The following is a 23,364-nucleotide window of genomic DNA, read 5'->3' as shown; positions in this document are numbered from 1 at the left end:
CCGGATTCTTCAGACGGTGGGTGACAATTCGTCTGCAAAACTTGACGGATCGTCCGCCGGGCCTAGATCGTCCATTCCCGGTCGGTAGTGAATATGATGGTCAGCCAGCGATCCGGCGACGATTCGCCCAGCGCATCGCCGATCTCGTCACGCAGGTGATCCCATTCCAGCAGGGGCCGCGGTGGGTCGTCCTCGCGCACCACGAAGAACAGCTCGATCTGCTCGCCCCGGCCCACCTGCGCCACGTAGCTGCGGTGTTCGACGAAGCCATGCTTTGCAACGATTGCCCGCGCCACCGCATCCACATGCGCCTGCAGCTCGGGCGGGGTGACCAGCAGGATCCCGGCCAGCGCGCGCCGCACCGTGCCCAATGGCGCGATCATCACCAGCACGCAGACGAAGGCGAGGATGGCCGGATCGATGTACGGCCCGACCCATGCCAGCGAGGTACCACGCACCAGCACGCCACCGAGGAAGGCCGCCAGGTAGCAGGCCGACATGCTCGCGGCGATCACCCAGTTCTTTGCATCCAGTGCGATGAACTCCGAACCGATGCGACGGTTCGCACGCAGCACGAACCAGGCCAGCGCGCTTTCAGCCACGATCGACAGTGCCGCGAAGATGATTGCCGGGCCAAGTGCGATCTGTCGCCCACCCGACATCAGCGCATCGACCGCATTGACCAGTGCGTACAACGCCGCACCGATCATCAGCGTGCCACTCACTCCCAGCACGATCGGTTCCAGGTGCCAGAAGCCCATGGTGAAGCGTTGGTTGAGGCGTGACTGCAACGCATCGGTCTGGGTGGACAGCGCGATCAACCGCGCGACCAGCAGCGACAGCCACGTCATCACCACGTCGATCAGACCGTAGATGCCATCGAAGATGATCAGCGACGAATTGGCCAGCAGACCGAATACCACTGCGGCGGCGGCCAGCATCAGCGAGGCGGCGATGGACAGCCGCAGCACACCCTGCTCGGTTGCCGGGTCGAAGAAGTGCGGTCGGTCGGCGGTCATGCCGCGATTGTAGAGCGCAGCCATGCTCCACTGCTTCCAGAAGGCGCCTTCGCTACCCCGGCGGCGGATGTTCCCGTAGACTGCGCCCCTTCCACGCTCCCCGACGACGCACTGCAGTGATCACGCCACCCTGACCCTTGCCGCCTCTCGGCAGCCGGCCCAACCGGCTCAGGAACCCGCGTCTTTCCACCGCAGCGCCACGTGGCCTCGCCCGCGTGTGCGCGGAGTTTTCCCATGCAAACGTCCTATCCCCTGCGCCAGCAATGGCTCGGCAACCTCCGTGGTGATCTGCTGTCCGGCACCGTCGTCGCGCTGGCGCTGATTCCCGAAGCCATCGCATTCTCGTTGATCGCCGGCGTCGACCCCAAGGTCGGCCTGTACGCTGCTTTCTCCATTGCCGTCATCACCGCCATTGCAGGCGGCCGCCCCGGCATGATCTCCGCCGCCACCGGCGCGATGGCCTTGGTGATGGTCGACCTGGTCAGGGACCACGGCCTGCAGTACCTGTTTGCCGCCAGCATCCTGGCCGGCCTGCTGCAGATGCTGGCCGGCGTGTTCAAACTGGGCTCGCTGATGCGCTTCGTCTCGCGCTCGGTCATCACCGGCTTCGTCAATGCGTTGGCGATCCTGATCTTTCTGGCGCAGATGCCCGAGCTGATCGGCCGCGGCCCCACCGTGTACGTGCTGTGCGCCACCGCGTTGGCGATCATCTACCTGCTGCCACGGATTACCCGCGCGGTGCCGTCGCCTCTGGTGGCCATTGTGGCGCTGACCGCCGTGGTGATCGGCTTCGGCGTAGACGTACGCAGCGTCGGCGACATGGGCCAGCTGCCCGACAGCCTGCCGCATTTCCTGCTGCCCGATGTGCCGCTCACCTGGGAGACGCTGCGCATCCTGCTGCCGGTGTCGGCCACGCTGGCGGTGGTCGGCCTGCTCGAATCGATGATGACCCTGCAGATTGTCGAGGACATCACCGAGACGCCCAGTGAGCGCAACCGCGAGTGCGTCGGCCAGGGCCTGGCCAACACGGTCACCGGTTTCCTCGGTGGCATGGCCGGCTGCGCGATGATCGGCCAGTCGGTGATCAACGTGACCTCCGGCGGTCGAGGCCGCCTGTCCTGCCTGGTGGCCGGCGTGCTGCTGCTGGTGCTGGTGGTATACGGCAGCGACCTGGTGCGGCAGATCCCGATGGCCGCACTGGTGGCGGTGATGATCATGGTCAGCATCGGCACCTTCAGCTGGCGCTCGCTGCGCGACCTGCGCACGCATCCGCGCAGCTCGTCGGCCGTGATGCTGCTGACGGTGGTGGTCACCGTGGCCACCCACGACCTGGCCAAGGGTGTGCTCAGCGGCGTACTGTTGTCGGCGCTGTTCTTCGCGCGCAAGGTCGGACACATGCTGGACGTGCAGCAAGAAGATGCGGGCGATGCGCAGATCTACCATGTGCGCGGCCAGGTGTTTTTCGCCTCCGCCGGGCAGCTGGGTGCGGCGTTCGATTACCAGCACGTGGCGCCGAAGGTGCAGATCGACCTGCGCCAGGCCCATCTGTGGGACCTGACTGCCGTGGCCGCGCTGGAACGCGTGCAGGAAAAGCTGGCCGCGCATGGTGCCGAGGTGACGGTGGTGGGCCTCAATGCAGCCAGCCAGACGTTGATCGAGCAGGTGGGGGGGCGCGGTGGTAGTCACTGAGTTCGTCACTGAGTTCGTACTCACCGGCCGGCACCTACTATCGGAAAAGGCGGGACCATAAGCGCTTTGGCAGGCGCCGGTGACATCCACCTGCGCCTGCCGCTGATTCAACACGGCGCACCCGGGTGACCGCAGCGGCGGTCACCCGTGCTGTTGCATCAGTGCCTTCGCCCCATGCACCTGACCTCTACCCGCATGTCGGCGTCCATTACTTCGCTCGTGCAGATCATCTGGTTGTCGCCCGGCCCGATGTTGGGGCGCACGCCCAGATCGAAGAGATAGCGACTGAAGTCCATATAGGCGTCACTGGTGATGCCACCGGGGAACTCGTACACCACCGGCCTGCCATCCTTGGCAACGTCCTCTTTCGTCTCTGGAACCGGGTTGCCGTGAACGTCTCTGCCGGTGCCGGGGATCGCCGCCCAGCTCTTCATCTCTATGTCGTAGGAGGCCTTGATCTTCGAGCCATCGGCGAAGTTCAGGGTGGTCACCGGGCGGCCCGCGGTCAGCGAGATGTTCTTTCCCCTGACCGAGTTGATGAACGTCATGTGCGCTGCGTACCCGCGGGCGAGCCAGGAGGCATTCAATTGCTCGATCGCGTTGTTCATTCTGGCCGGGCTCTGCAGTGCTTCGTACACGGTTGCCGGAACTGGTCTGTCTGCAGTGGGGGCCGCCAGTGCCCGTCGCACGCGTGCAGTCCCCATCGCCTGCGGGGGGAGCCTCCATGTGTTCGACGCAAGGTCGTAGTTCATTTCAAGGCTGCGTCCATTTGCGTGCCAGAAGCGGACCAGTGCTACGAAGTAGTCTTCCAGGTCCTGCTCGATCGGCAGCTCCTGGATCCTGCGATCCCACAGGATGACGAACTTCCGAATCTCTCCCGTGGAAATGCTGGTTACCAGAGCACCGCCGACGTCGACGTCCGACAGCGCGGCTGCCTGCATCTGAGCGTATGAACAACCTTCGCACGGGATATCTTGTATGTGCTTCAACTGCGCGTGCGCTCCCTGCGCACAGAGCAACAACGCCACAGCAGTGGCGTAGCGGAACAGCCTCATCGAATTCGATTCCTAGATGGATGGATTGGGTAGGAAATGAATGACGATCCTGGCTACTGCCGCAATGACCAGCGCAATCGAAACGGCACGGGTGAAGCGATGGATCTCGCGCCGTTGGAAGGGGATCCATACCGTGAGCAGGATGGTCGAGAGACCAAAAACCACCACCGGGATGCCGGAGGTCGTCATCGCCATGCACAGGCTGATGAAGGCAAACAGTTCCAGGACCAGTTCGATATAGGTGCGTTGCTGCATTACATGTTCCGTTTGCTTGGGACATCCATGGCCGCACATCGTTATGCGGCGCGCAAATGATATCACGTCTCATTCGTATTTGACGGTGTGGCAGGCGAGTGCCATGGCCGCAGTACCATGCCCGCAAGGAAGTACACGCGTGCCGTGGTGCCCCGGCCACCATTCATCCACCCGGTGTAAACTATTGATCTCACTGGCAATGCCAGTCTCCGCGATCAACCGCCCGATGACGTCCGCCACCGCCCGTTACGCTGATTCCCTGCGCCTGTCCGTCGCCCCCATGATGGACTGGACCGACCGCCATTGCCGGGTGTTCCACCGCCTGCTGGCGCCGGGTGCGCGGCTGTACACCGAAATGGTGCACGCCAATGCGGTCATCCATGGCGATCGCCAGCGCCTGCTCGGTTTCGATGCCAGCGAACAGCCGCTGGCACTGCAGCTCGGTGGCAGCGATCCGGCCCTGTTGGCGCAGGCCGCGCGTATCGCCGCCGACTGGGGCTACGACGAGGTCAACCTCAACTGCGGCTGCCCGTCCGACCGCGTGCAGGCCGGCCGCTTCGGTGCCTGCCTGATGCGCGAGCCGGTGCTGGTGGCCGAATGCGTGTCGGCCATGGTCGAGGCAGTGGACATCCCGGTGACGGTGAAGTGCCGCCTGGGCGTGGACGAGGACGACAACTACGAGGTATTCGCCCGTTTCGTCGACCGCCAGGTCGAGGCCGGCGCCGTGATGGTGGTGGTGCACGCCCGCAATGCCTGGCTGAAGGGCCTGTCGCCGAAGGAGAACCGCGAGGTTCCGCCGTTGAAGTACGACTGGGCCTACCGGCTGAAGCAGGAGCGCCCGGCACTGCCGGTGGTGCTCAATGGTGGCCTGGCCAGCATCGAGGCGGTGCAGGCGCAGGCCGCGCACGTCGATGGCGTCATGCTCGGTCGCGCGGCCTACCACGACCCCTACCTGCTGCATCAGCTGGAAGCGCTGCAGACCGGCGCGCCGCTGCGTCCGCGCGGTGAGCTGCTGCGCGCCCTGCGCCCGTACATCGACGCCCGCCTGGGCGAGGGCCTGGCCCTCAAGCACATCACCCGCCACATCCTCGGCCTGTTCCACGGCCAGCCCGGCGGCCGCGCATTCCGCCAGGTGCTGAGCGAGGGTGCCCATCGCCCCGGTGCCGACTGGGCGCTGGTCGAGCAGGCGCTGGCAGTCACCGAACGCGAAGCCGACCGCGCCGCTGCGTGACGTCAGTCACATTCCTGACTTGACAAGGGCGGCCGTTTCGTCCCGAATGTTCACTTAGCTGAACAACGGTCTGGAGCATCTGGAAAAGTTCAGACCGGATTCACTGCCCGAAACCAAGAATTTGCAAAAGATTTGTAAAGATTTGTAAAACGCCGGGTTCCATTCCGGTGCCCGGATTTACGACTTTTGAACGAATCGCCGTGCTCGGCTAGGATCGCATCGATGTCTTCCGCTCCCTTCCACCGCTGTATCGCCCTGGCCACCTGCGTGGTCCTGGCGGCTGCCCCGCTGTCTTCGGCGCTGGCGCAGGACCCGCAGCGGGAACAGGGGCGCGCAGAAATGATGGAGCGTGGAGGCCGTGGCGCCAGCAACGAGCGCTCGCTGTCCGATGCCGTGCGCCGCGTGCAACGCACCACCGGTGGCCACATCCTGGGCGCCGAGCGTGTGCCGTTCGATGGTCGTGACATCAACCGGGTCAAATACATGGACGACCGCGGTCGGGTCCGCTACATGGACGACCCCGCCCCGGCACGTTCACAGCCGCGCACACCGCGGTCGGATATGTCATCACTACGCGGCGATAACCCCTGAACAGGGATAGTTGTCGCTATCAACCCGTACCCACAGGCCTCCGGGCCGCACCCAGCACACTAGGGAGAGTTCATGCGTATCCTTCTGGTCGAAGACGAAGCCCCGCTGCGTGAGACCCTGGCAGCCCGGCTCAAGCGCGAAGGTTTTGCCGTCGATGCAGCGCAGGACGGCGAAGAAGGCCTGTACATGGGCCGCGAAGTGCCGTTCGACGTCGGCATCATCGACCTTGGCCTGCCCAAGATGTCGGGCATGGAGCTGATCAAGGCCCTGCGCGATGAAGGCAAGAAGTTCCCGGTGCTGATCCTGACCGCGCGTTCGAGCTGGCAGGACAAGGTCGAGGGCCTGAAGCAGGGCGCCGACGATTACCTGGTCAAGCCGTTCCATGTGGAAGAGCTGCTGGCCCGCGTCAACGCGCTGCTGCGCCGCGCCGCAGGCTGGAGCAAGCCGACCCTGGAATGCGGTCCGGTTGCTCTGGATCTGGCAGCGCAGACCGTCAGCGTGGCCGGCAGCAATGTCGACCTCACCAGCTACGAGTACAAGGTGCTGGAGTACCTGATGATGCATGCCGGCGAACTGGTCTCCAAGGCCGACCTCACCGAGCACATCTACCAGCAGGACTTCGATCGTGACTCGAACGTGCTGGAAGTGTTCATCGGCCGCCTGCGCAAGAAGCTGGACCCGGATGGCGAACTGAAGCCGATCGAGACCGTGCGTGGTCGTGGCTACCGTTTCGCGATTCCGCGCAACGAGGGCTGAGGCCTTCAGCAGGCGATAAACGATGTCCGGCCGTCTGTGGTTCTTCCGACGCTGGCGGCCGCGCTCTCTGCAGGCGCGCCAGATGTTCGCCGCGTCCGTGGGTCTGGTCGCGTTCCTGGCCCTGGCCGGTTACGCGCTTGATGCCGCCTTCGCCGATACGGCGAAGGCGAACCTGCGCGAGCGCCTGAAGAACTATGCCACCGCCTATGCGGCCGGCATCGACTTCACCCGCGACCGCTCGCTGTACATCCGCGAGCAGCCGCCGGATCCGCGTTTCGATGTGCCCGGCAGCGGCCTGTACCTGCAGGTCGTCATGCCCGACGGCAAGGGCAATTCGATGTCCGCCGAAGGCCCGATGCTGCCCACCGTCGGCGGCGGCCTGCTGGCCCCGCGCCAGGAAGTCTTCGAAGGCCCGCTGCCGATGATCCAGATCGACGGCAGCCAAGGCTCGGTTTATCGCTATGGCCTGGGCCTGGTGTGGGATGCCGACGCCGACCCGGCCACCGAATTCCCGTACACCATCTACGTGATGGAAGACTCGCGCGCGCTGGGTGCGCAGCTGCGCGTGTTCCGCAGCCGGGTCTGGTTCTACCTGGGCGGCATCGGCCTGATCCTGCTGCTGCTGCAGACGGTCATCCTGCAGTGGAGCCTGCGCCCGTTGCGGCGGGTGATCACCGAACTGACCAAGGTCCAGCGCGGCGAGACCGAGCGCATGAGCGAGCGCCACCCGCGAGAGCTGGAGCCGTTGACCGACAGCATCAATGCCTTCATCGAGGGCGAGCGTGAGAACCTCGAGCGCCAGCGCAATACCCTGGCCGACCTGGCGCACAGCCTGAAGACGCCGATTGCGGTGCTGCGTACGCAGATGGACAGCGGCGCCGGCGATGGCGCCCTGCGCGAAGAGCTGGACGTGCAGCTGCAGCGCATGAACAACCTGGTGTCCTACCAGCTGGCACGCGCGGCCTCGTCGGGCCACAAGCTGTTCTCGGCACCGCTGCCGATCGAACCCAACGCCGAAGAGATCGTGCGTGGCCTGGAAAAGGTCTATGCGTCCAAGGGCGTGCTGTGCGAATTCGACATCGACCCGGCCGCGCGCTTCCACGGCGAACCGGGCGACCTGCAGGAGCTGCTGGGCAACCTGCTGGAGAACGCGTTCAAGTGGGCCAAGCGCCGCGTGTTGCTGACCGCGCAGCCGTTGCCGGCGCCGAATGCGCGTCGCGCCGGCCTGCTGCTGGCGGTGGATGACGATGGCCCGGGTATTGCGCCGGAGGACATCGGCAAGGTGCTGCAGCGTGGCGTGCGCGGCGATGAGCGCGTACAGGGCCACGGCATCGGCCTGTCGATCGTGCAGGACCTGATCAAGGATTACCGCGGCGAGCTGCAGGTGTCCCGTTCCAGCGAACTGGGCGGCGCCCGCTTCGAAGTGCGGCTGCCGCCGGGGCCTTAACGATCCGTTGCAACCCGATCCGGTCGACGTACACCCTCGGGTAGCGCCGGGCCATGCCCGGCGGACGGATGAATCACCCGACCATTGCCGGCGGCTCGCCGTAGAACCGCCGCAGATGCGCAGCCACCTCCGGCAACGCTTCGGCCAGCAGGTCCGGCGCAGAGAAGTGGTACTCGCTGGCGACCGCGAAGAACTCTTCCGGCGCCTCGGCCGCATACGGATCGATCCGTGTTTCCACGCCGGCATCCACCTGCGCACAGAACGCGTCGTACGATTTCTGGAAGTCGGCAGCCCACTCGCGTTGCCACGCACGCGGCAACGGTGGCGTGCCGTCCATCGCACCGTCGAGCGCATCCAGTTTGTGCACCATCTCATGCACGGCCACGCAGTAACCCTCATGCGGTGCCGCCAGATCGGCCTGCACATCGGCCCACGAAAGAATCAGCGGACCGCTGTCCCACGACTCGCCGATCAGCTCGTCATCCCACTCATGCAGTACGCCGGCGGCGTCCATATGGCTGCGATGCACGCGGAACGCATCGGGGTAGACGATCAGCTGCGACCAGCCTTCCAGCCCCACCTCGCCGAACTCCAGCAGCGGCAGGCAGCACAGTGCGGCCAGCAGCACACCATCGGCCGGCTGCAGCTGCAGTTCGCCGATGGGGGAGATGGTCTTCTCATGCAGGAAGCGCGTGGTCAGCGCGCGCAGGCGTGCATGCCGTTCGTCGTCCAGGCCGCGCAACCACGCTGCGCGGTGGCAGGCATCGTTCCAGTGTGCGTCTTCGATCGGTCGCGGCGCGGGCCGCAGCCACTGCAGCAACGACTTGATCAGCGGAACATACCCGGCAGGTAGCTGTGCCACTTCGGGGCACGGATGCGCTGCAGTACATCGTCGTCACCGCCACCGCCGCTGCTGGTCGCAGCGGCCGGACGTACCGGTGCCGGCTTGGCGGCCGTTGCTGTCGGCGCATTGGTCGGTGCGCGCTGCGAGGCTGCATCGCTGGCCGAATAGACGCAGGCGCCACGGCTGTCATCAAGCGCTGCTGTGGCAGATGCCGCGAAGGGCATCGTCAGCAGGATCAGGCAATGGGCATAACGGCGCATTGACGACATCCACGTTAAGGGAAGGTGAGTTCCCGATTCTAGCCCGAACCCGGCGCCAGATTGGAAGCCCGCCGGAACCGGGGCCGGCGGGCGCCGCTGGCGGCTTTCCCGCATAATTCCGTCCTGACCTTGTGGAAGCTGCCGTGGACGATCGCCAATTGCTGGCCAAACTCGCTGCCGGTCGCCTGTCCGGCGACGCCCTGGCCCGTGAGCTCGGCCAGACCCGGGCCGCCATTTGGAAGCGAATTCAAGGGCTTAGAGCCGCTGGCGTCGAGGTTGAAGGGCGCGCAGGCGAGGGCTACGGGCTGACCCGGCCGGTCGACCTGCTGGACGCCGGGGCCATCCGCGCCGGCCTGCCCAAGGCGGCCGCAGCCCTGCTGCACGACCTGCAGGTGGCCTGGACCGTGGACTCCACCAACGCCGAATTGCTGCGCTGCAGCGCGCCCCAGCGCGGTGTCAGCGTCCTGTTGGCCGAACGCCAGACCGGTGGCCGAGGCCGTCGCGGGCGCACCTGGGCGTCGCCGCTGGCCGCGCATGTGTATCTGTCGGTGCTGCGGCTGTTCGAGGGTGGCCTCGGCCGCTTGGCCGGGCTGAGCCTGGTCGCCGGCGTCGCCGTGGCCGAAGCCCTGCACGACCTGGGCTACACGCAGGCGCAGCTGAAGTGGCCGAACGACGTGCTGGTCGATGGCCGCAAGCTGGTGGGCCTGCTGGCCGAGGGTGGTGGCGAATACGCCGGCCCGGCGCGTGCAGTGATCGGCATCGGCATCAACGTGCACATGCCGCCGGCGTTCGCCGAACAGATCACCCAGCCGTGGGTGGACCTGGACACACTGGCCGGCGCATCGGTGGATCGCAACACGGTGGTGGCCGCCGTGCTGGGACGCCTGCTGCCGGCGCTGGAGGAATTCGATCGCGAAGGGCTGGCGCCGTTCCTGCAGCGCTACGCAGCGTTCGACATGCTGGCCGGGCGCGAAGTGCGCGTGCAGCTGGATGGCGAATGGCAGCACGGTACCGCGCTCGGCTTGGCTGACGATGGCGCGCTGCGCGTGCGTATCGATGGCCGCGAGCGCCTGCTGCATGCCGGCGAAGTCAGTGTGAGAAAAGCATGAGCGACTGGTTGTTCGATCTGGGCAATTCGCGCTTCAAGTTCGCGCCGTTGCAGGGTGACCGTGCCGGTGATGTGCAGGCGTGGGCGCATGGCGCCGAAGGCATGGCCGGGCAACCGCCGCACAGCCTGCCCAGTGGCGGCACCGCGTTTGTGGCCAGCGTCGCCGCGCCATCGCTGACCAGCGCGATGCTGGATCAGCTGCAGCGCCGCTTCGAGCACGTGCATGTGGTGCGTACCAGCGCCCAGTGCGCGGGTGTACGCATTGCCTACGCCAAGCCGGAAAAATTCGGTGTCGACCGCTTCCTGGCTCTGCTGGCTGCCGCCAAGGCACAGCGGCCGGTGCTGGTGGTCGGTGTCGGCACCGCGTTGACCATCGACCTGCTGGATGCCAACGGCCAGCATCACGGTGGACGCATTTCCGCCTCGCCGACCACCATGCGCGAGGCGCTGCACGCGCGCGCGGTGCAGCTGCCGGCCAGCGGCGGTGACTACAGCGAATTCGCCAACGACACCGCCGATGCGCTGGCCTCCGGCTGCGATGGTGCCGCCGTGGCGCTGGTTGAACGCAGCGCCCGCCAAGCACAGGCGCTGCTGGGCGTCGTGCCGTCGCTGCTGGTGCATGGCGGTGGCGCACCCGCACTGATGCCGCTGCTGGACGGCGCCGACTATCACCCCTCGCTGGTGCTGGATGGCCTCGCCCGCTGGGCGGTACACCAGCCCGCAGGCTAGTATCGGCGCATGCTGACCCGTGCCCTGATCGTCGTGCTGGCGATCCTCAATCTTGGTGTTGCCACCTGGTGGCTGCTGCGCGATGAACCCGCGCGCGCGCCGTTGCCGCCGCCCCCGACCGGCGTGGCCGAGCTGCGCTGGTTGCCCGGCGGCACCGATGCCGCCGTGGCCGCGCAGGCCTCGGCAGCGGCACCCACTGAAGCACTGGTGGAGCGTGAGGCGGCGCCGGCTACCGCAGTGGCCGCTGTACCCGCACCGGCGACAGCACCCAGCAAGCCCGCCGAACCGGTGAAGGCGCCTGAGCCGATGGCCGCCGTCGCCAAGCCAGCGCCCGAACCGGTGGCCGAGAAACCCGCAGCCCCGGCCGTACCGCCGCGCTGCCTGGCACTGGGCCCGTTCGCTGATCGCGCCGCTGCCACCGCCGCACAGGGCCGTGCCGGCAACCTGCTGAGCCAGATGCGCCTGCGCGAGCAGCCCGCCGCCAGCGGCAGCGCCCGTTACCGCGTGCTGCTGCCCGCCGCCGCCAGCCGCGATGACGCGCAGGCCACGGTCAAGCGCATCGTCGCTGCCGGGCTGAGCGACTACTACATCATCAGCCAGGGCGACGAGACCAACGCCATTGCGCTGGGCCAGTACCGCAATCGCGAGGGCGCCGAACGGCGCATGGCCGCGGTGCAGGCCGCCGGCTTCCAGCCGCGTCTGGTGGCCAGTGGCGATGCCGGCCAATGGTGGCTGGAAGGGCAGCTGGCCACCGGCAGCGAACCGGCCCAGGCACAGCAGCGCAGTGGCGCCGCGCAGCAACGGTCGCTGGAATGCACGCGACTGCGCTAGAATTCCCAAACCACGGCGCTGCCGTCGGCGTTTCACCCCGTGCCGCTTTAGCTCAGTTGGTAGAGCAACTGTCTTGTAAACAGTAGGTCATCCGTTCGATTCGGATAAGCGGCACCATCTTCCGATCCACTGGCATCCACGGATGTCCACGGTGCACAATCAACCCGCTGAAATAGCGGGTTTTTTTGTGCTTTTTTGTCCCCGGCCGTCCATGAGCATCCACCCAGACTGGGGGTGCAATTGGGGGTACATGGGGAATCAAGCAAGATGGATAGGAGGATGTACCCCCAATGGCCCATAAGTCGTTGACGGATATGGCTGCAAGGAACGCAAAGGGCAAAGAGAAGCCCTACAAGCTTGCGGCAGGAGCAGGGCTCTACCTGCAGGTCATGCCCAATGGGAATCGCTACTGGCGAATGAAGTACCGCCATGCGGGCAAAGAGAAGTTGCTCTCCATCGGGGTCTACCCGGAGGTGACTCTGAAAGAGGCGTGTGACAGGCGCGACGCCGCGCGCGCGCAGCTGCGAGACGGGAAGGATCCGTCTGAGGAGAAGCAGCTTCAAAAGCTGAAGGCACAGTTGTCCGCAGATGGTCGCTTCGCGACAGTGGCTCTTGAATGGCTCGACACAAGAGGGGATCTGGCGGAAAGCACACGGTCCAAGGCCAAGTGGATGCTAGAGACATACGCGTTCCCATGGCTGGGTAAGCGCACAATCGAAGACATCAGCACTGCAGAGATCCTGTCAGTTCTGCGCCGGCTTGAGGCGCAGGACAAGATTGAGTCGACCCAACGGCTGCGCCAGATCTGCGGCCAAGTGTTTCGATACGCAGTGGCCACCGGTCGGCTAGATCGGGATCCTACTGCAGCCCTACGAGGGGCGTTGAAGACCGCAAAGAACCGTCACTATGCCTCGATCACGGACCCATCGAAGATTGGAGAGCTGCTGCGGGCGATTGACGGATACACGGGGCAGCTCACGACCCTGTGTGCCCTCAGGTTCGCGCCGCTGGTGTTCGCCCGCCCAGGTGAATTGAGAAAGGCGGAGTGGTCCGAGATCGACTTCGAGGCTGGCCAATGGTGTATCCCCGCAGAAAAGATGAAGATGGGCGTCGCGCACATCGTCCCTCTATCAAAGCAGGCCTTGGCGGTCCTCCGTGAGCTCCAACCAGTGACCAGCAAGAGTCGCTACATCTTTCCTTCAGTGCGCAGCCTGCGGGATCCGATGAGCGAGAACACTGTCAATGCGGCACTGCGTAGGCTGGGTTACGGGACGGACGACATGACAGGTCATGGCTTCCGGAGCATGGCTTCAACTCTCTTGCATGAGATGGGGTGGACTTCAGATGCGATTGAGCGGCAGTTGGCTCATGCGGAGCGTAACCCTATCAAGGCAGCCTATAACCGCGCTGAGCATCTTCCAGAGCGACGTCGGATGATGCAGGCATGGGCTGACTACTTGGACGGGCTAAGGATTGAAACAAGGAAGCCAAAGTTGCTGGCTGTGGCGTAAGCGCCCTAACTGGTAGGTCGCCCTCAACCAGGAAAAACTGAAGTGCTTAGCGGACGTCCTTGCGGTTGCTCTCCCAGATCGGATGTCTGCTTCCGGCCAAGAGCGGGCGTTGGCAATCGCCTGATACGCTGACGGTAACGCTGCGCGACCCGTGTTCTAGCCATTCCAGCTACGATTTATAGAGCTCAGCATCCAAGGCGCTACCCTTGGCATTATAAAAATAGTCTTCGAACTGCCAGGCAGCGTCGTACGCGACTTCCAGCGCCCTCCCAACCTCCACCTGCCCGCTCCCGCTCCTGACTTCATTCCAGCTATCTATTGCAGCGAATAGCTCGTAATACAAATCAGCGATGGCCCGCTCCGTGAACGTCGCCTCCTATTAGTCTTTGCCCCCGCGCAGCAACTCTGCGAGGTGGATCACGGAATAGAGGAGAGTCAGACAGGTTGACTTTGGTGGCGACCACATCTTCTCCGGCTGTCCGCTTCGGCACGGAGGAAACGCTAACACCCACTGCTCGTGATATGCCGGAGAGGGATTGAAGTTGACGTGTCTAGCGACAATCGCACGCTTATATGCAATGGGTGCTGCGGTCTTGGTACGCCAGAAGCCGGGATGATGGACTATTGCGCGGCTATACTCAATACCTTCTCATTTCTTTCAAGTCCCGATGCGAATTACCAACGACAACTACTCGCCTATCGAAATCCTGGCTGAGATTGCCACTCGTCGTGGAACTACATCAGCAGACACGAAAAGGTTCTTTCAGGATGATAAGACGAGCCATGATTGGCTTGTCGAGGAGTGGTCCAATCGAGTTGACTGCATTCTTGAATCCTTTAAACGCTATGGCATTGATGTTAATCCAACCCAGTTCGTCCGAGATCAGGGGATCGATGTTCTGCTCCGCGTCTCGAACCACCAGGGCAGTGAGTGGCGTTTGGGGTTGCAAATTAAGTCCGAGCAGGAAGCCTTAAAGGATCGCACTAAGAAGGCCGGTCAGGAAACCATGATCGGCACCCTAAAGCGCCAATCTCACGACGCGTTTGAGCGCGTCGACGAGTGGTGGATTCTCTGCTGTTTTGACTTGGCGAAACACCACAAGTTGGTCCAAGCCATCAATTCAGAACTCACCGGAGGCAAGCAAAATCGGTTGATTCGTGTCATTGATCCAAGGGCCTGTGCAGCCGTACTAAACATGAGTGAGGCCGAAATTGATGCATTCTGCACGTTGCTTTTGTGCAGAGATGATGTAGTTCTGCGGACTGCGCGTGGAGAGGTGGCTGCCTGTCATCCGAGCGTTGCGGCATTTGTCCTTGAACATATCGTCCCTGCGCTAGTGTACGGAGAGCGTATTTCTCGCGAAGAAGTGGCGTCGTTCCTCGAAGACGCCATTAGCGATTCTGAGCGTGAAAGAAGTGAGGATGACGCATGTGAGGATGACGACGATGAAGCTGTCGTCGAGCTCGATGAAGACGGTATTGACGATTCCGAGGAATTCGAGGACCTCGATATCCACGAAATGCTGGAAGAATTGGAGCGTACTGGCTTTCTACATGCAGACAGTTATGACGAAGACTACCGGATAGCGCCGACGGCATTTCCTGGAGTCTGTGCGCTGTTCTTCGAGGCTCGGGTTAGGCATGAACTGAATGATGACGCAGCGGCGAGCTACATCCGGTGGCTGACCCTCCAGTGACGCTAGCGTAGGGGAGATCGTTGCTCAGGTGGAGTGACTGGGCTCTTGGGCGCGTTCATTGGCAGCGTCGCGCTCACTCAACGCGCATTGGAGATCAATGTCGGCTATCCAATTCTCCGTCCGCGCCAAATTCTTTCACGCGTCCATTGGCCGGCCATCTCTCTCGGCTTGACCGTCTACTTGACTTCGAGCGTGATTCTGAGGTGCGCGATCTTGCTGGCGATATTCAGATCGCATTGAGTCACGCGTTCCTGAAAGCTCCTGACTTTGCTGACGATGAGCTGATGCGCCAATTCGAGAGTGCCTCTGAGTGGAGAGGGCCGAATAGCTGGTGTCTACGAGCGGGTTCTACGCGAAGCGTCTCGCGATGAAAGCCCCCGTCGTGCCGACGTCCCCCGGTTTGAGTAGTGGGTGGATTTAGAGTCCGGTGCTGATGTTATCGTTCTTCGCCGCCAACTGTGCGGCGTACTGGGCGGGGGTTAGCCCGCCAAGCGCTCGCTTGGGTCTTTCTTCGTTATAGTCGCGCCGCCAGCTTTCGATGCTGGTGCGGGCATGAAGCAATGTCGGGAACCAGTGCTCGTTGAGGCATTCGTCGCGCAGCCGTCCGTTGAAGGACTCGACGTAAGCATTTTGGTTCGGTTTGCCCGGTTCGATCAGACGCAGGGCAACTCCCTTTTCGTGAGCCCAGGCCACCATCGCCTTACCGCAAAACTCCTTGCCGTTGTCTGTCCTGATCACTCGTGGCAGGCCGCGCTGCATGGCCAGTCTGTCCAGTACCCTGGACACGCCTTGCCCGGATATTGCCCGCTCCACTTCGATGGCCGCAGCCTCGTGGGTGGCGTCGTCGACGATGGTCAGGCACTTGATCACCCGGCCTTCGGCGGTACGGTCGAACACGAAGTCCATCGACCACACCTCATTGGCGGCGGACGGCCGCAGAAGGGACTGGCGCTCGCCTGCCGGCACCTTCTTACGCTTTCTGCGACGCACCTGCAGGCCCGCTTCCTGATACAAGCGCTCCACTCGCTTGTAGTTCACTACAAGTCCTTTCTGCCGCAGCTTCAGATGGATCATGCCCACCCCGTAGCGTCTGTGCCGGTGCGCCAGCGCAGCGATCTGCTCGCGCAGCTCAACGTTGAGGTCGGGCCGAGGCTCATAGCGCAGTGCGCTCGCGCTCATCCGTACGACCGTGAGCGCTCGCCGCTCGCTCAGCCCCTTCTCGACCATGCTCTGCACCAGCAGCCTGCGCGCCGGCGCGGTCACCACTTTTTTCGCAACGCATCCTTGATGACGTCGTTCTCGAAGACCTGTTCTGCCAGCAGTTTTTTCAGGCGTGTGTTCTCCGCCTCCAGGTCCTTGAGCCGCTTCGCGTCGGGCACGCTCATGCCACCGAACCTGCTGCGCCACAGGTAATACGAGGCCTCGCTGAAGCCATGCTGGCGGCAGAGGTCCTTGATGGGCATGCCGGCCTCAGCCTCGCGTAGGAAGCCGATGATTTGCTCTTCGGAAAAGCGCTTTTTCACGTCCAATCTCCTTGTTATTGAGGATTGGACTCCAAACCGCTTCGCTACTCAATCTTGGGGGGACGTCGCTAATGAAATCGTGATGCATGGCGCAGATTTAAGAAAAACTGTCCAGATGTAACCTCCTTAGGCAGAACCTGCAGAACTAAGCTGATAGCCTTTGTGCACGGCAAGGCACCAAGGGCGGGACATCATTCGCGTGCGGTGCAAGTTCAAGATGCCCACGGGCGGTTTAGAATCTTCCGCGTATGCCGACGTGTTCCGACAAGGGAGAGGAATGAATTGGGACCGATTGATCAAAGGGGGTTGGTTATGCATCGCGCGCGCAAAAGGAGCTTACGTGCGAGGTTGATATCTGCACGCGCAGTGAAATCGGCTGGCCGATGTCCGGAGTAAAGCGCTCCCGCTGAGGGTGCTGATCCCCATGCCGTGATTCCGGATAGGCAGTGCAGGCGCGGTGCAAACGGCCTCGCTGGTCACAGCAAGTGCGCCTTCACATAGTGAGTCGATTTGTGTCAATCGGAATAGGGTGGAGAGTGAATTTCACCGGGCATCAACTAGTAAATAATTAGCTAGGAATAAAGGATGCAACTGAAGCATGCATGGATGCTAGGCCTTCCGCTATTCACGCGGCCGATAGATAGAAGTGCTCCGGAGAACTCATCTCCATACATAGCGAACTGGTCTGATCTAGTATCTCTAGACTTAGACGATGCGAGAATTCGCCTTGTTGAGTGCTTGAGAGAGGCTATCTTCGCACTGGAAGGTATGGGGGTTTCTGTAGAAGTTGCCCTAATTGGTGGGAGTTTCTGTAACCCAAAGAAGTTCCCGGTAGACCTGGACTGCGTACTTTTCTACCAATCGGAAAGGTTGCGTCCCGCTGCGCTCGCAGAGTGGTCCAAAGATCAGTTGGGGTATGGGCTAGATATACGGATGATTCCACTAGACATGGATGGCTCCGAAGTCCTGAAGATCGGGATGTACTTTGCGACGCTCTACAGCCAGCGGAAGGCTGGTGATGAGTCCGCGCCGAACGGCGCCATACTTCTGCGTTGTGATCAGATGGAGCTGGACTGATGTCTGCCAGCGAAATGGTTCGTGTGCGACGTCTCAATTTTCCTAAGGTCGGAGATCTTTCAGCCGTTTGCCTCAAAAGGCTGAACAGCCTTGATTGCGAATCGAAGAGGGTTCGTAAAATATTGAGTGGGAACCGCGATCTAACCAGTGCTGTTAGCGCCGCAGAGTTCTGGCAGGCCAATTCCTCGCGGCTTGTGCACCCCGCCGCTCACCCAAGCGTGTCCTTTCAACGCGGGATAGCCGAAAGAAGGGTGTGCACTCATTCTGACGCCTACAGGATCTTCAGAAGTGCGAGCGCCATATATCCTCTGGCCATAAGCTCAAGAGAAAATTTCCAGCGTTGGCTAACTGGTGTCGCTTCTGCGGCAACTGGTGAGCGTGCGGAGCTGCGAACATTCGAAGTTGGCATAACTGGCATGGCAGGCGACAAGCTAGTAAGTTTCTCTCATCCGAGTGATATTGAAGATCGGCTTGAAGAGCTCAGGGCTCAACTGTGCGCTGGAGAATTCCCTCCAGTGGGCGGTGCAATATTTGCACAGGCAGTATTATTGAACATTCACCCATTTGCAGATGGGAATGGCAGAGTTGCGCGCGCGCTATTCAGTTGTCACCTCAACGCAGATCCAAAGCTTGACGAATTGTTCCTGCCTCTATCTATTGTAAATCAAAAGGCCCACGGTGCGTATGAAATAAAGGTGCGCGATGTCGAAGCAAATGGAAACTGGATATCACTAGTTGACTATTTCTCCGAGATCCTCGGGGTTATCTCGGAATCAGCTGTTTGGAGCGCGAGAGCGAATAGTATGGATCTGGACGCAGTTGTGGAGCCTGCTCGTGATGTCGGAAATTCGCCTGATGATGATCTGCTATCCAGACTTTGCTCGTCTCGCGAGCTGCAGTTCAATGGCCCAATGTCCCACTCGCTCGGGCATGGCTTGCCTCTCTCCATGCTCTGCATGTCCGACGATTACAGCGACTCGAAAGTGCCGGGCCGGCTACTTTCTTACCGAGCATGTTTTGATTCGACAATCGAGTTGCTAGACTCCCGTTCTCTGAATTCTTCCCTATATAAGGGAATAACCGGATTCGCCTTGGTTGCTCAGATGGGACCTTCTGAAGCGGCGCCAGAGCACTTGATTGAGCTATTGAGTGATCTTGATGACATTCTTGCTGAGCAGTACTCCGCAATCAGGAACCCGGAAGTCGATCTTGTAAATGGCTTGGCTGGCGTTCTGGTTTATGCATTTAGCCGTTCTGCCTATGGTGGCTCGGGCGCGCTGAAAGCCGCGCTGCGAGAAGATGTCTTCCGAATTCTCTCATCCTGGCGAGATGGTTCGGAAAAATCAGTGTCAAAACGCGCGCTAGACCTCGGTGTTGCCCATGGTGTCCCTGGACTGCTGCTTGTTGCGCTAGGAGTGTATGGAAGTGAGCTTTCAGACAAGGAGTTTGGTGTGATCCAAATGGCCGCCCAGCGCATTTGGAGTCAATCCATAGCACTTTCATCAGATGCCGTTGCATTCCCTTCCTTTATAGGTGGAGCGCAACCATCGCGTTTAGCGTGGTGCTACGGAGGTCTGGGTATTGGAATAATTTTAGATCGAGTCTGTAGGCTGGATGGAAGCTGGTCTGAGAGATTCGCTCTTGTAGCCAACGGAATTCTTGAGCAGTTTAAGTCGGGTGACCACGGAATGAAGGACGCGTCTTTGTGTCATGGATTCTCAGGGGCTGCTCTTATAACTAACCTACTTTCCGGCTCGTCTCATCTTCCGATGAATATACGCGGACGTCTGAGGGACGTTTCTCGCGAAATGGACGAAAGGGCAATTTCACTGGAAGTGCCCGGTCCTGCTTTCAAAAGTGAGTACAACGGTACGCAAGAGATACGTCGTTCTCTGCTTGAGGGCGCAGCGGGGATTGCGCTCGCAAATCGTGCAATTCGAAGAGGAACCAACGTCCGGCCTTGGATGTCCGCGCTAGGAATATTGGAGTGAACTACTGAAGGAGGTGTGTGGAAGAAAGATGTGTGCACTGGACTTGCATTAATATCTATAAACAAGGACAAGGAATAAAAAAATGCTCAAGCTTAAGAAGCGTACTGTCACGGTCCTGACTAACGACGAAGTGTCGCTGGTTAGTGGTGGAATCGAGACCATGAGCGGCCGATGCGATAATCCAAGTGGCTGGTGTGCGAGCGGGGACTGCACCAGCGACTGGTGTGGTAGCTTCGGTTGTGACAGCGACGGCTGTGTGAGCAACATTTGCGACAGCGATGGAACGTGCGCGTCCTATAACTGCAACTACACGGACGTTTGCCCGTAAGTTGGATCCGGGGCGTCACCACCTAGGAAAGGGCGCGCGGGAGCGGCCAGGGCGTTCTGTCCTCGGTGAAATACGTGTCGGCGCACCACTTAGCCACACAGTCTGGGCCGGGCTTGCATTGATGACGTTGCTGGTGCTGATTGTGTGGATGCTGCTGGGCACATACAGTCGGCGAGAAACCGCAAAAGGGGTGTTGGTTCCCGTAGAAGGGATGGCTCGGGTCAAGGCGAGGTCTGCTGGTGAAGTTGTTGATCTTCATGTCCGAGAAGGGGATGTGGTCCGCGCAGGGCAGATTCTAGTTGAGCTTTCTAATGATCTGAGATCTGAGAAATCCGGCGCAATGTCTGAATCAGATCAGGCGCGGATAAAGTCGGAGATCTCAGACATTCTGGAGGAGACCTCCGGAGTTGGTGAAGTCGCGCAAGAAGAGCGCAGAAGTATCCGAGATAGAATACATTTTTTGAGCTCGGAGGTAGCCGCGGCCAACCAGCAGCTAGACGCTTATCGCGCAGATCTCGAGTCGCAGAATGAATTGCTGCAAAAGTACGAAGCCATTCAGGGGGAAGGATACGTATCTGGAGCGCAGGTCGTGCTGCAGCGATCTTCGGTGCTACAGGCTAAGGCGAGAATTGCACAGCAAACTGCACAGATCTCTTCACTGATGAGAGTTAAGTCCGAATTGATGCTGCAGCTCAACAGGCAGGACGCGGATACCATAAGGTTGAGAAACGAACTCGAAAGAAAGCGCGGTGAACTGACTCGATCTCTGAACGAGAGTTACGTCCAGGAGCGCAGTTCAATAGTATCTCCTCGGGAGGGGGTGGTTACGAATATCCTCGTGAAGAGCGGCGATACCGTTATTTCCGGCGGTTCAATCATGACAGTATTGCCTTTGAACTCCGCGCTTCAGGCAGAGCTATATGTTCCTACGGCCGCGTCAGGCTTCATCTCGCCCGGCACTAACGTAGGGCTGAGGTACCTGGCCTTTCCTCATCAGAAGTATGGAACACATTCAGGAGAAGTAATTTCCATGACCAGGGTTTCGCTCGGGTCCGATGAAGTCAGGAGTAGTCTTGGGATTGGAGACGAGAAGGCGGAGAGTTCCTATCGCGTCCTGGTAAAACTTCGTGACAATGAAATAATGACACAGTACGGGCCCCGAGCGCTTTCAGCAGGGATGGCTGTCGAAGGGGACATTATGCTCGAAAGTCGCGCCATATATGAATGGGTATTCGAGCCGGTGTTCAAAGTTGTAAGAAAGACGGAAGATCTTAAATGAGCGGTGATCTGAGCGGAAATGCCGAGGCCGCTGGCCACAGCTACTCAAGGCTCCTCAATTTACGGTCTGAGAAGCGAGTTGAGACGGTTCTCCAGACCGAGCAGGCGGAGTGCGGATTGGCATGCATTTCGATGGTGGCCGGGTACCACGGGGTCGAACAGAGCCTCTATGAGCTTCGTGAGAGATACCCGGTAACCTCGCGCGGAATGGGGTTGCAGCATCTTATTGAAATTTTGAGCGACATAGGTCTCTCGTCACGTCCAGTCAAGTACGATCTCGGCGAACTTCCTCAGTTGCAGCTTCCATGCATACTTCATTGGAAGATGAAGCATTTTGTCGTTCTGACCAGAGTCGCTCGTGATCACGTGATTGTTGTCGACCCCAAACTAGGTCGACAGAAAATTTCATTGAAGCAGCTCGATGAGTTTGCGACAGGCGTAGCCCTTGAGGTCGAGCCCGGGGTAAAGGTCAAGAGAAAAGTGCGTGCGGAGCCGGTGTCTCTCAGGGCTCTCGCAGGTTCAATCCAAGGTCTAGGGCGTAGCTTGGCACAAGTATTAGTGCTCGCGCTTTTCTTGGAAGCGCTAATGCTTGTTGTTCCGCAGCAGCTCAGGATGACCATCGACCAGGTCCTTCCTTTTTCTGATATGCAGTTGCTACATTTTCTTGGGTTTACTTTTCTCGCGGTGCTCGGACTACGTGCCGCGACGGAGGCGATGAGGAAATGGATGCTTATATGGATCTCAAGCAACATAAATATTGGATGGAACGCTAACACCTATAATCACCTGCTCAGGCTGCCACTGGACTACTTCTTCAAGCGTCAGCTGGGAGACATAGTTGCCAGATTTGGGTCCATATCGGTAATACAGCAGACCCTGACGACTAACTTTGTTGTGGTAGTTATCGATGGGGTGATGGCCGTCGCAGCGCTCGGTTTGCTGCTCTACTACAGTAAGGTTCTAGCTGGGGTCGTCTTCCTCTTTGCTGCGTCCTACGTCGTAGCGCGGCTTTTGTATCTGCGTGCATACGAAGAAGTGGCTCAGAGACAGGTCAACGTTACTGCTGTCCAGCAGGGTGAGTTGATCGAGTCCTTGCGCGGCATGCTTACTCTTCGGCTCAACAATAAAGCGGCATCGCGGTCGGTCCGCTTCATGAATGCCACGGCCAGAGTCATTAATACGAATGTTAAGTTTCAGCGGCTAGATCTATTCTTCGAAATTGCAAACACTATTTGCACAGCCGGCCAGAGAGTGGCCGTTCTCTGGATTGGTGGATTTCTCGCGCTAAGTGGCGAGATGACTTCAGGGACGCTTGTTGCATTTGTTATATACAGCGATCAATTTACTTTGCGATTTGCAAAGTTGGCTGACTATGCGGTTCAGTTTCGACTGCTGAAGTTCCACGCAGAGCGAATCGCAGATATCGCGCTTTCTTCTCCGGAAAAATATACGGAATCCACAATTGCTGGATTGGTCGGGAGTGACGTGGAGTTCTGCAATGTAAAGTTTAGTTATGGCTACGGGACACCCCAGATTCTAGATGGTGTGAGCTTTACTGTTAGGAGTGGTGAGGTGGTCGCCATTACCGGCGCGTCGGGTTCCGGAAAAAGCACAATTGCAAAGCTGCTCCTTGGTGTTCATGACCAACAAGCTGGCGCTATCTCTGTTGGTGGTGTGGACATTCGCACTGCGGGCAAACGGCTGGTGCGTGATGCGATTGGCTGTGTTATGCAGACGGATCAGCTCTTCTCTGGCACGATCGCAGAGAACATCTCGTTCTTTGACGAAGATGCGTCGATGGAAGACATCGTGCACGCGGCCCGGCGGGCTCGCGTAGCTGGAGAAATTGAGGGAATGCCAATGGGTTATCGCACCTCAGTTGGTGATATGGGTAGCACTCTGTCGGGGGGGCAGGTGCAGCGCATACTACTCGCTAGGGCATTCTATAAGAAGCCGAAGATCTTGGTCCTTGACGAGGCGACGAGTCAACTCGACCTGGAAAATGAGCAGTCAATTGGCGAGGCCGTCCGTGACGGCGGAATTACAGCAATAGTAATTGCACATCGTCCTCAGACTATAAATCTGGCAGACAGAGTACTAGAGGTGCGGAGTGGTCGAATACTGGAGGTCGGGTCGTGAGTAAT

20 protein-coding genes and 1 tRNA gene are annotated in these 23,364 nt (G+C 60.4%); 15 read left to right on the top strand and 6 right to left on the bottom strand.

Annotation, left to right across the window (positions count from 1 at the left end):
• Positions 1–62: 62 nt before the first annotated feature.
• Positions 63–1,043 carry a cation transporter gene (locus tag TEP_RS18355; RefSeq protein ID WP_132826237.1) on the bottom strand — a complete coding sequence of 327 codons (981 nt, stop codon included), beginning with the start codon at positions 1,041–1,043 and terminating at the stop codon, positions 63–65.
• A gap of 210 nt (positions 1,044–1,253) precedes the next feature.
• On the opposite strand from TEP_RS18355, the gene TEP_RS18350 reads away from it, so the two are divergent.
• The gene (locus TEP_RS18350; RefSeq protein ID WP_132826236.1) at positions 1,254–2,708 is read left to right on the top strand and encodes a SulP family inorganic anion transporter; all 1,455 of its coding nucleotides are present in this window, start codon (positions 1,254–1,256) and stop codon (positions 2,706–2,708) included.
• 158 nt (positions 2,709–2,866) lie between these two features.
• Here the strand turns inward: TEP_RS18350 and TEP_RS18345 are convergent, their stop codons facing one another.
• Entirely contained in the window at positions 2,867–3,763 is an 897-nt protein-coding gene (locus TEP_RS18345) for a hypothetical protein (RefSeq protein WP_132826235.1), read from the bottom strand.
• Between the two features lie 12 nt (positions 3,764–3,775).
• Positions 3,776–4,018 carry a hypothetical protein gene (locus TEP_RS18340; RefSeq protein ID WP_132826234.1) on the bottom strand — a complete coding sequence of 81 codons (243 nt, stop codon included), beginning with the start codon at positions 4,016–4,018 and terminating at the stop codon, positions 3,776–3,778.
• Positions 4,019–4,217: 199 nt separating this feature from the next.
• On the opposite strand from TEP_RS18340, the gene dusA reads away from it, so the two are divergent.
• From dusA to TEP_RS18320, 4 genes are all read left to right on the top strand, one after another.
• Positions 4,218–5,249 (top strand): tRNA dihydrouridine(20/20a) synthase DusA, encoded by a 1,032-nt coding sequence (gene dusA / locus TEP_RS18335; RefSeq protein WP_132826233.1) that lies wholly within the window; start codon positions 4,218–4,220, stop codon positions 5,247–5,249.
• A 222-nt stretch (positions 5,250–5,471) separates the two neighbouring features.
• Complete coding sequence (locus TEP_RS18330) at positions 5,472–5,840, top strand: hypothetical protein (RefSeq protein WP_025878314.1); 369 nt, start codon at positions 5,472–5,474, stop codon at positions 5,838–5,840.
• Between the two features lie 72 nt (positions 5,841–5,912).
• Positions 5,913–6,596 carry a response regulator transcription factor gene (locus tag TEP_RS18325; protein WP_004136763.1) on the top strand — a complete coding sequence of 228 codons (684 nt, stop codon included), beginning with the start codon at positions 5,913–5,915 and terminating at the stop codon, positions 6,594–6,596.
• Between the two features lie 22 nt (positions 6,597–6,618).
• Positions 6,619–8,043, top strand: coding sequence for a sensor histidine kinase (locus TEP_RS18320; RefSeq protein WP_132826232.1), 1,425 nt, complete (start codon positions 6,619–6,621; stop codon positions 8,041–8,043).
• Between the two features lie 73 nt (positions 8,044–8,116).
• Here the strand turns inward: TEP_RS18320 and TEP_RS18315 are convergent, their stop codons facing one another.
• Both TEP_RS18315 and TEP_RS18310 read right to left on the bottom strand, forming a co-directional pair.
• Complete coding sequence (locus TEP_RS18315; protein ID WP_165933941.1) at positions 8,117–8,905, bottom strand: M90 family metallopeptidase; 789 nt, start codon at positions 8,903–8,905, stop codon at positions 8,117–8,119.
• Positions 8,872–9,147, bottom strand: coding sequence for a hypothetical protein (locus TEP_RS18310; protein WP_132826231.1), 276 nt, complete (start codon positions 9,145–9,147; stop codon positions 8,872–8,874). The genes TEP_RS18315 and TEP_RS18310 overlap by 34 nt, the downstream gene beginning before the upstream one ends.
• 143 nt (positions 9,148–9,290) lie before the next feature.
• On the opposite strand from TEP_RS18310, the gene birA reads away from it, so the two are divergent.
• The 6 genes from birA (at position 9,291) to xopAX (ending at position 15,023) form a co-directional block, all read left to right on the top strand.
• Complete coding sequence (gene birA, locus TEP_RS18305; protein ID WP_132826230.1) at positions 9,291–10,256, top strand: bifunctional biotin--[acetyl-CoA-carboxylase] ligase/biotin operon repressor BirA; 966 nt, start codon at positions 9,291–9,293, stop codon at positions 10,254–10,256.
• Complete coding sequence (locus TEP_RS18300) at positions 10,253–10,984, top strand: type III pantothenate kinase (RefSeq protein ID WP_132826229.1); 732 nt, start codon at positions 10,253–10,255, stop codon at positions 10,982–10,984. Before birA ends, TEP_RS18300 begins: the two co-directional genes overlap by 4 nt.
• Before the next feature lie 9 nt (positions 10,985–10,993).
• Positions 10,994–11,815: an SPOR domain-containing protein gene (locus TEP_RS18295; RefSeq protein WP_132826228.1), complete on the top strand. Its 822-nt coding sequence runs from the start codon at positions 10,994–10,996 to the stop codon at positions 11,813–11,815.
• 41 nt (positions 11,816–11,856) lie between these two features.
• A tRNA-Thr gene (locus TEP_RS18290) sits at positions 11,857–11,932 on the top strand.
• Between the two features lie 173 nt (positions 11,933–12,105).
• Entirely contained in the window at positions 12,106–13,326 is a 1,221-nt protein-coding gene (locus TEP_RS18285) for an integrase arm-type DNA-binding domain-containing protein (protein WP_132826227.1), read from the top strand.
• A gap of 668 nt (positions 13,327–13,994) precedes the next feature.
• Entirely contained in the window at positions 13,995–15,023 is a 1,029-nt protein-coding gene (gene xopAX / locus TEP_RS18280) for a XopAX family type III secretion system effector (protein WP_132826226.1), read from the top strand.
• A gap of 417 nt (positions 15,024–15,440) precedes the next feature.
• On the opposite strand, the gene TEP_RS18275 is transcribed toward xopAX, so the two are convergent.
• Positions 15,441–16,564, bottom strand: a protein-coding gene (locus TEP_RS18275) for an IS3 family transposase (protein ID WP_132826225.1) whose coding sequence is annotated in 2 segments (ribosomal slippage) — positions 15,441–16,288 and positions 16,288–16,564 — 1,125 coding nt in all. Because the reading frame shifts where the segments join, the coding sequence is not laid out codon by codon here.
• A 567-nt stretch (positions 16,565–17,131) separates the two neighbouring features.
• Here TEP_RS18275 and TEP_RS18270 point away from each other — a divergent pair.
• From TEP_RS18270 to TEP_RS18255, 4 genes are all read left to right on the top strand, one after another.
• Positions 17,132–17,623: a hypothetical protein gene (locus TEP_RS18270; RefSeq protein ID WP_132826224.1), complete on the top strand. Its 492-nt coding sequence runs from the start codon at positions 17,132–17,134 to the stop codon at positions 17,621–17,623.
• A gap of 416 nt (positions 17,624–18,039) precedes the next feature.
• Entirely contained in the window at positions 18,040–19,614 is a 1,575-nt protein-coding gene (locus TEP_RS18265) for a lanthionine synthetase LanC family protein (RefSeq protein WP_165933940.1), read from the top strand.
• 449 nt (positions 19,615–20,063) lie between these two features.
• Entirely contained in the window at positions 20,064–21,221 is a 1,158-nt protein-coding gene (locus TEP_RS18260) for an HlyD family efflux transporter periplasmic adaptor subunit (protein WP_165933939.1), read from the top strand.
• Positions 21,218–23,359 carry a peptidase domain-containing ABC transporter gene (locus TEP_RS18255; RefSeq protein WP_132826221.1) on the top strand — a complete coding sequence of 714 codons (2,142 nt, stop codon included), beginning with the start codon at positions 21,218–21,220 and terminating at the stop codon, positions 23,357–23,359. The genes TEP_RS18260 and TEP_RS18255 overlap by 4 nt, the downstream gene beginning before the upstream one ends.
• The last annotated feature ends 5 nt before the right edge of the window (positions 23,360–23,364 follow it).

The sequence above is a fragment of the Stenotrophomonas sp. TEPEL genome (assembly GCF_004348785.1).
Taxonomy (GTDB): domain Bacteria; phylum Pseudomonadota; class Gammaproteobacteria; order Xanthomonadales; family Xanthomonadaceae; genus Stenotrophomonas; species Stenotrophomonas indicatrix.
This window is presented reverse-complemented; position numbering and strand designations above follow the sequence as displayed.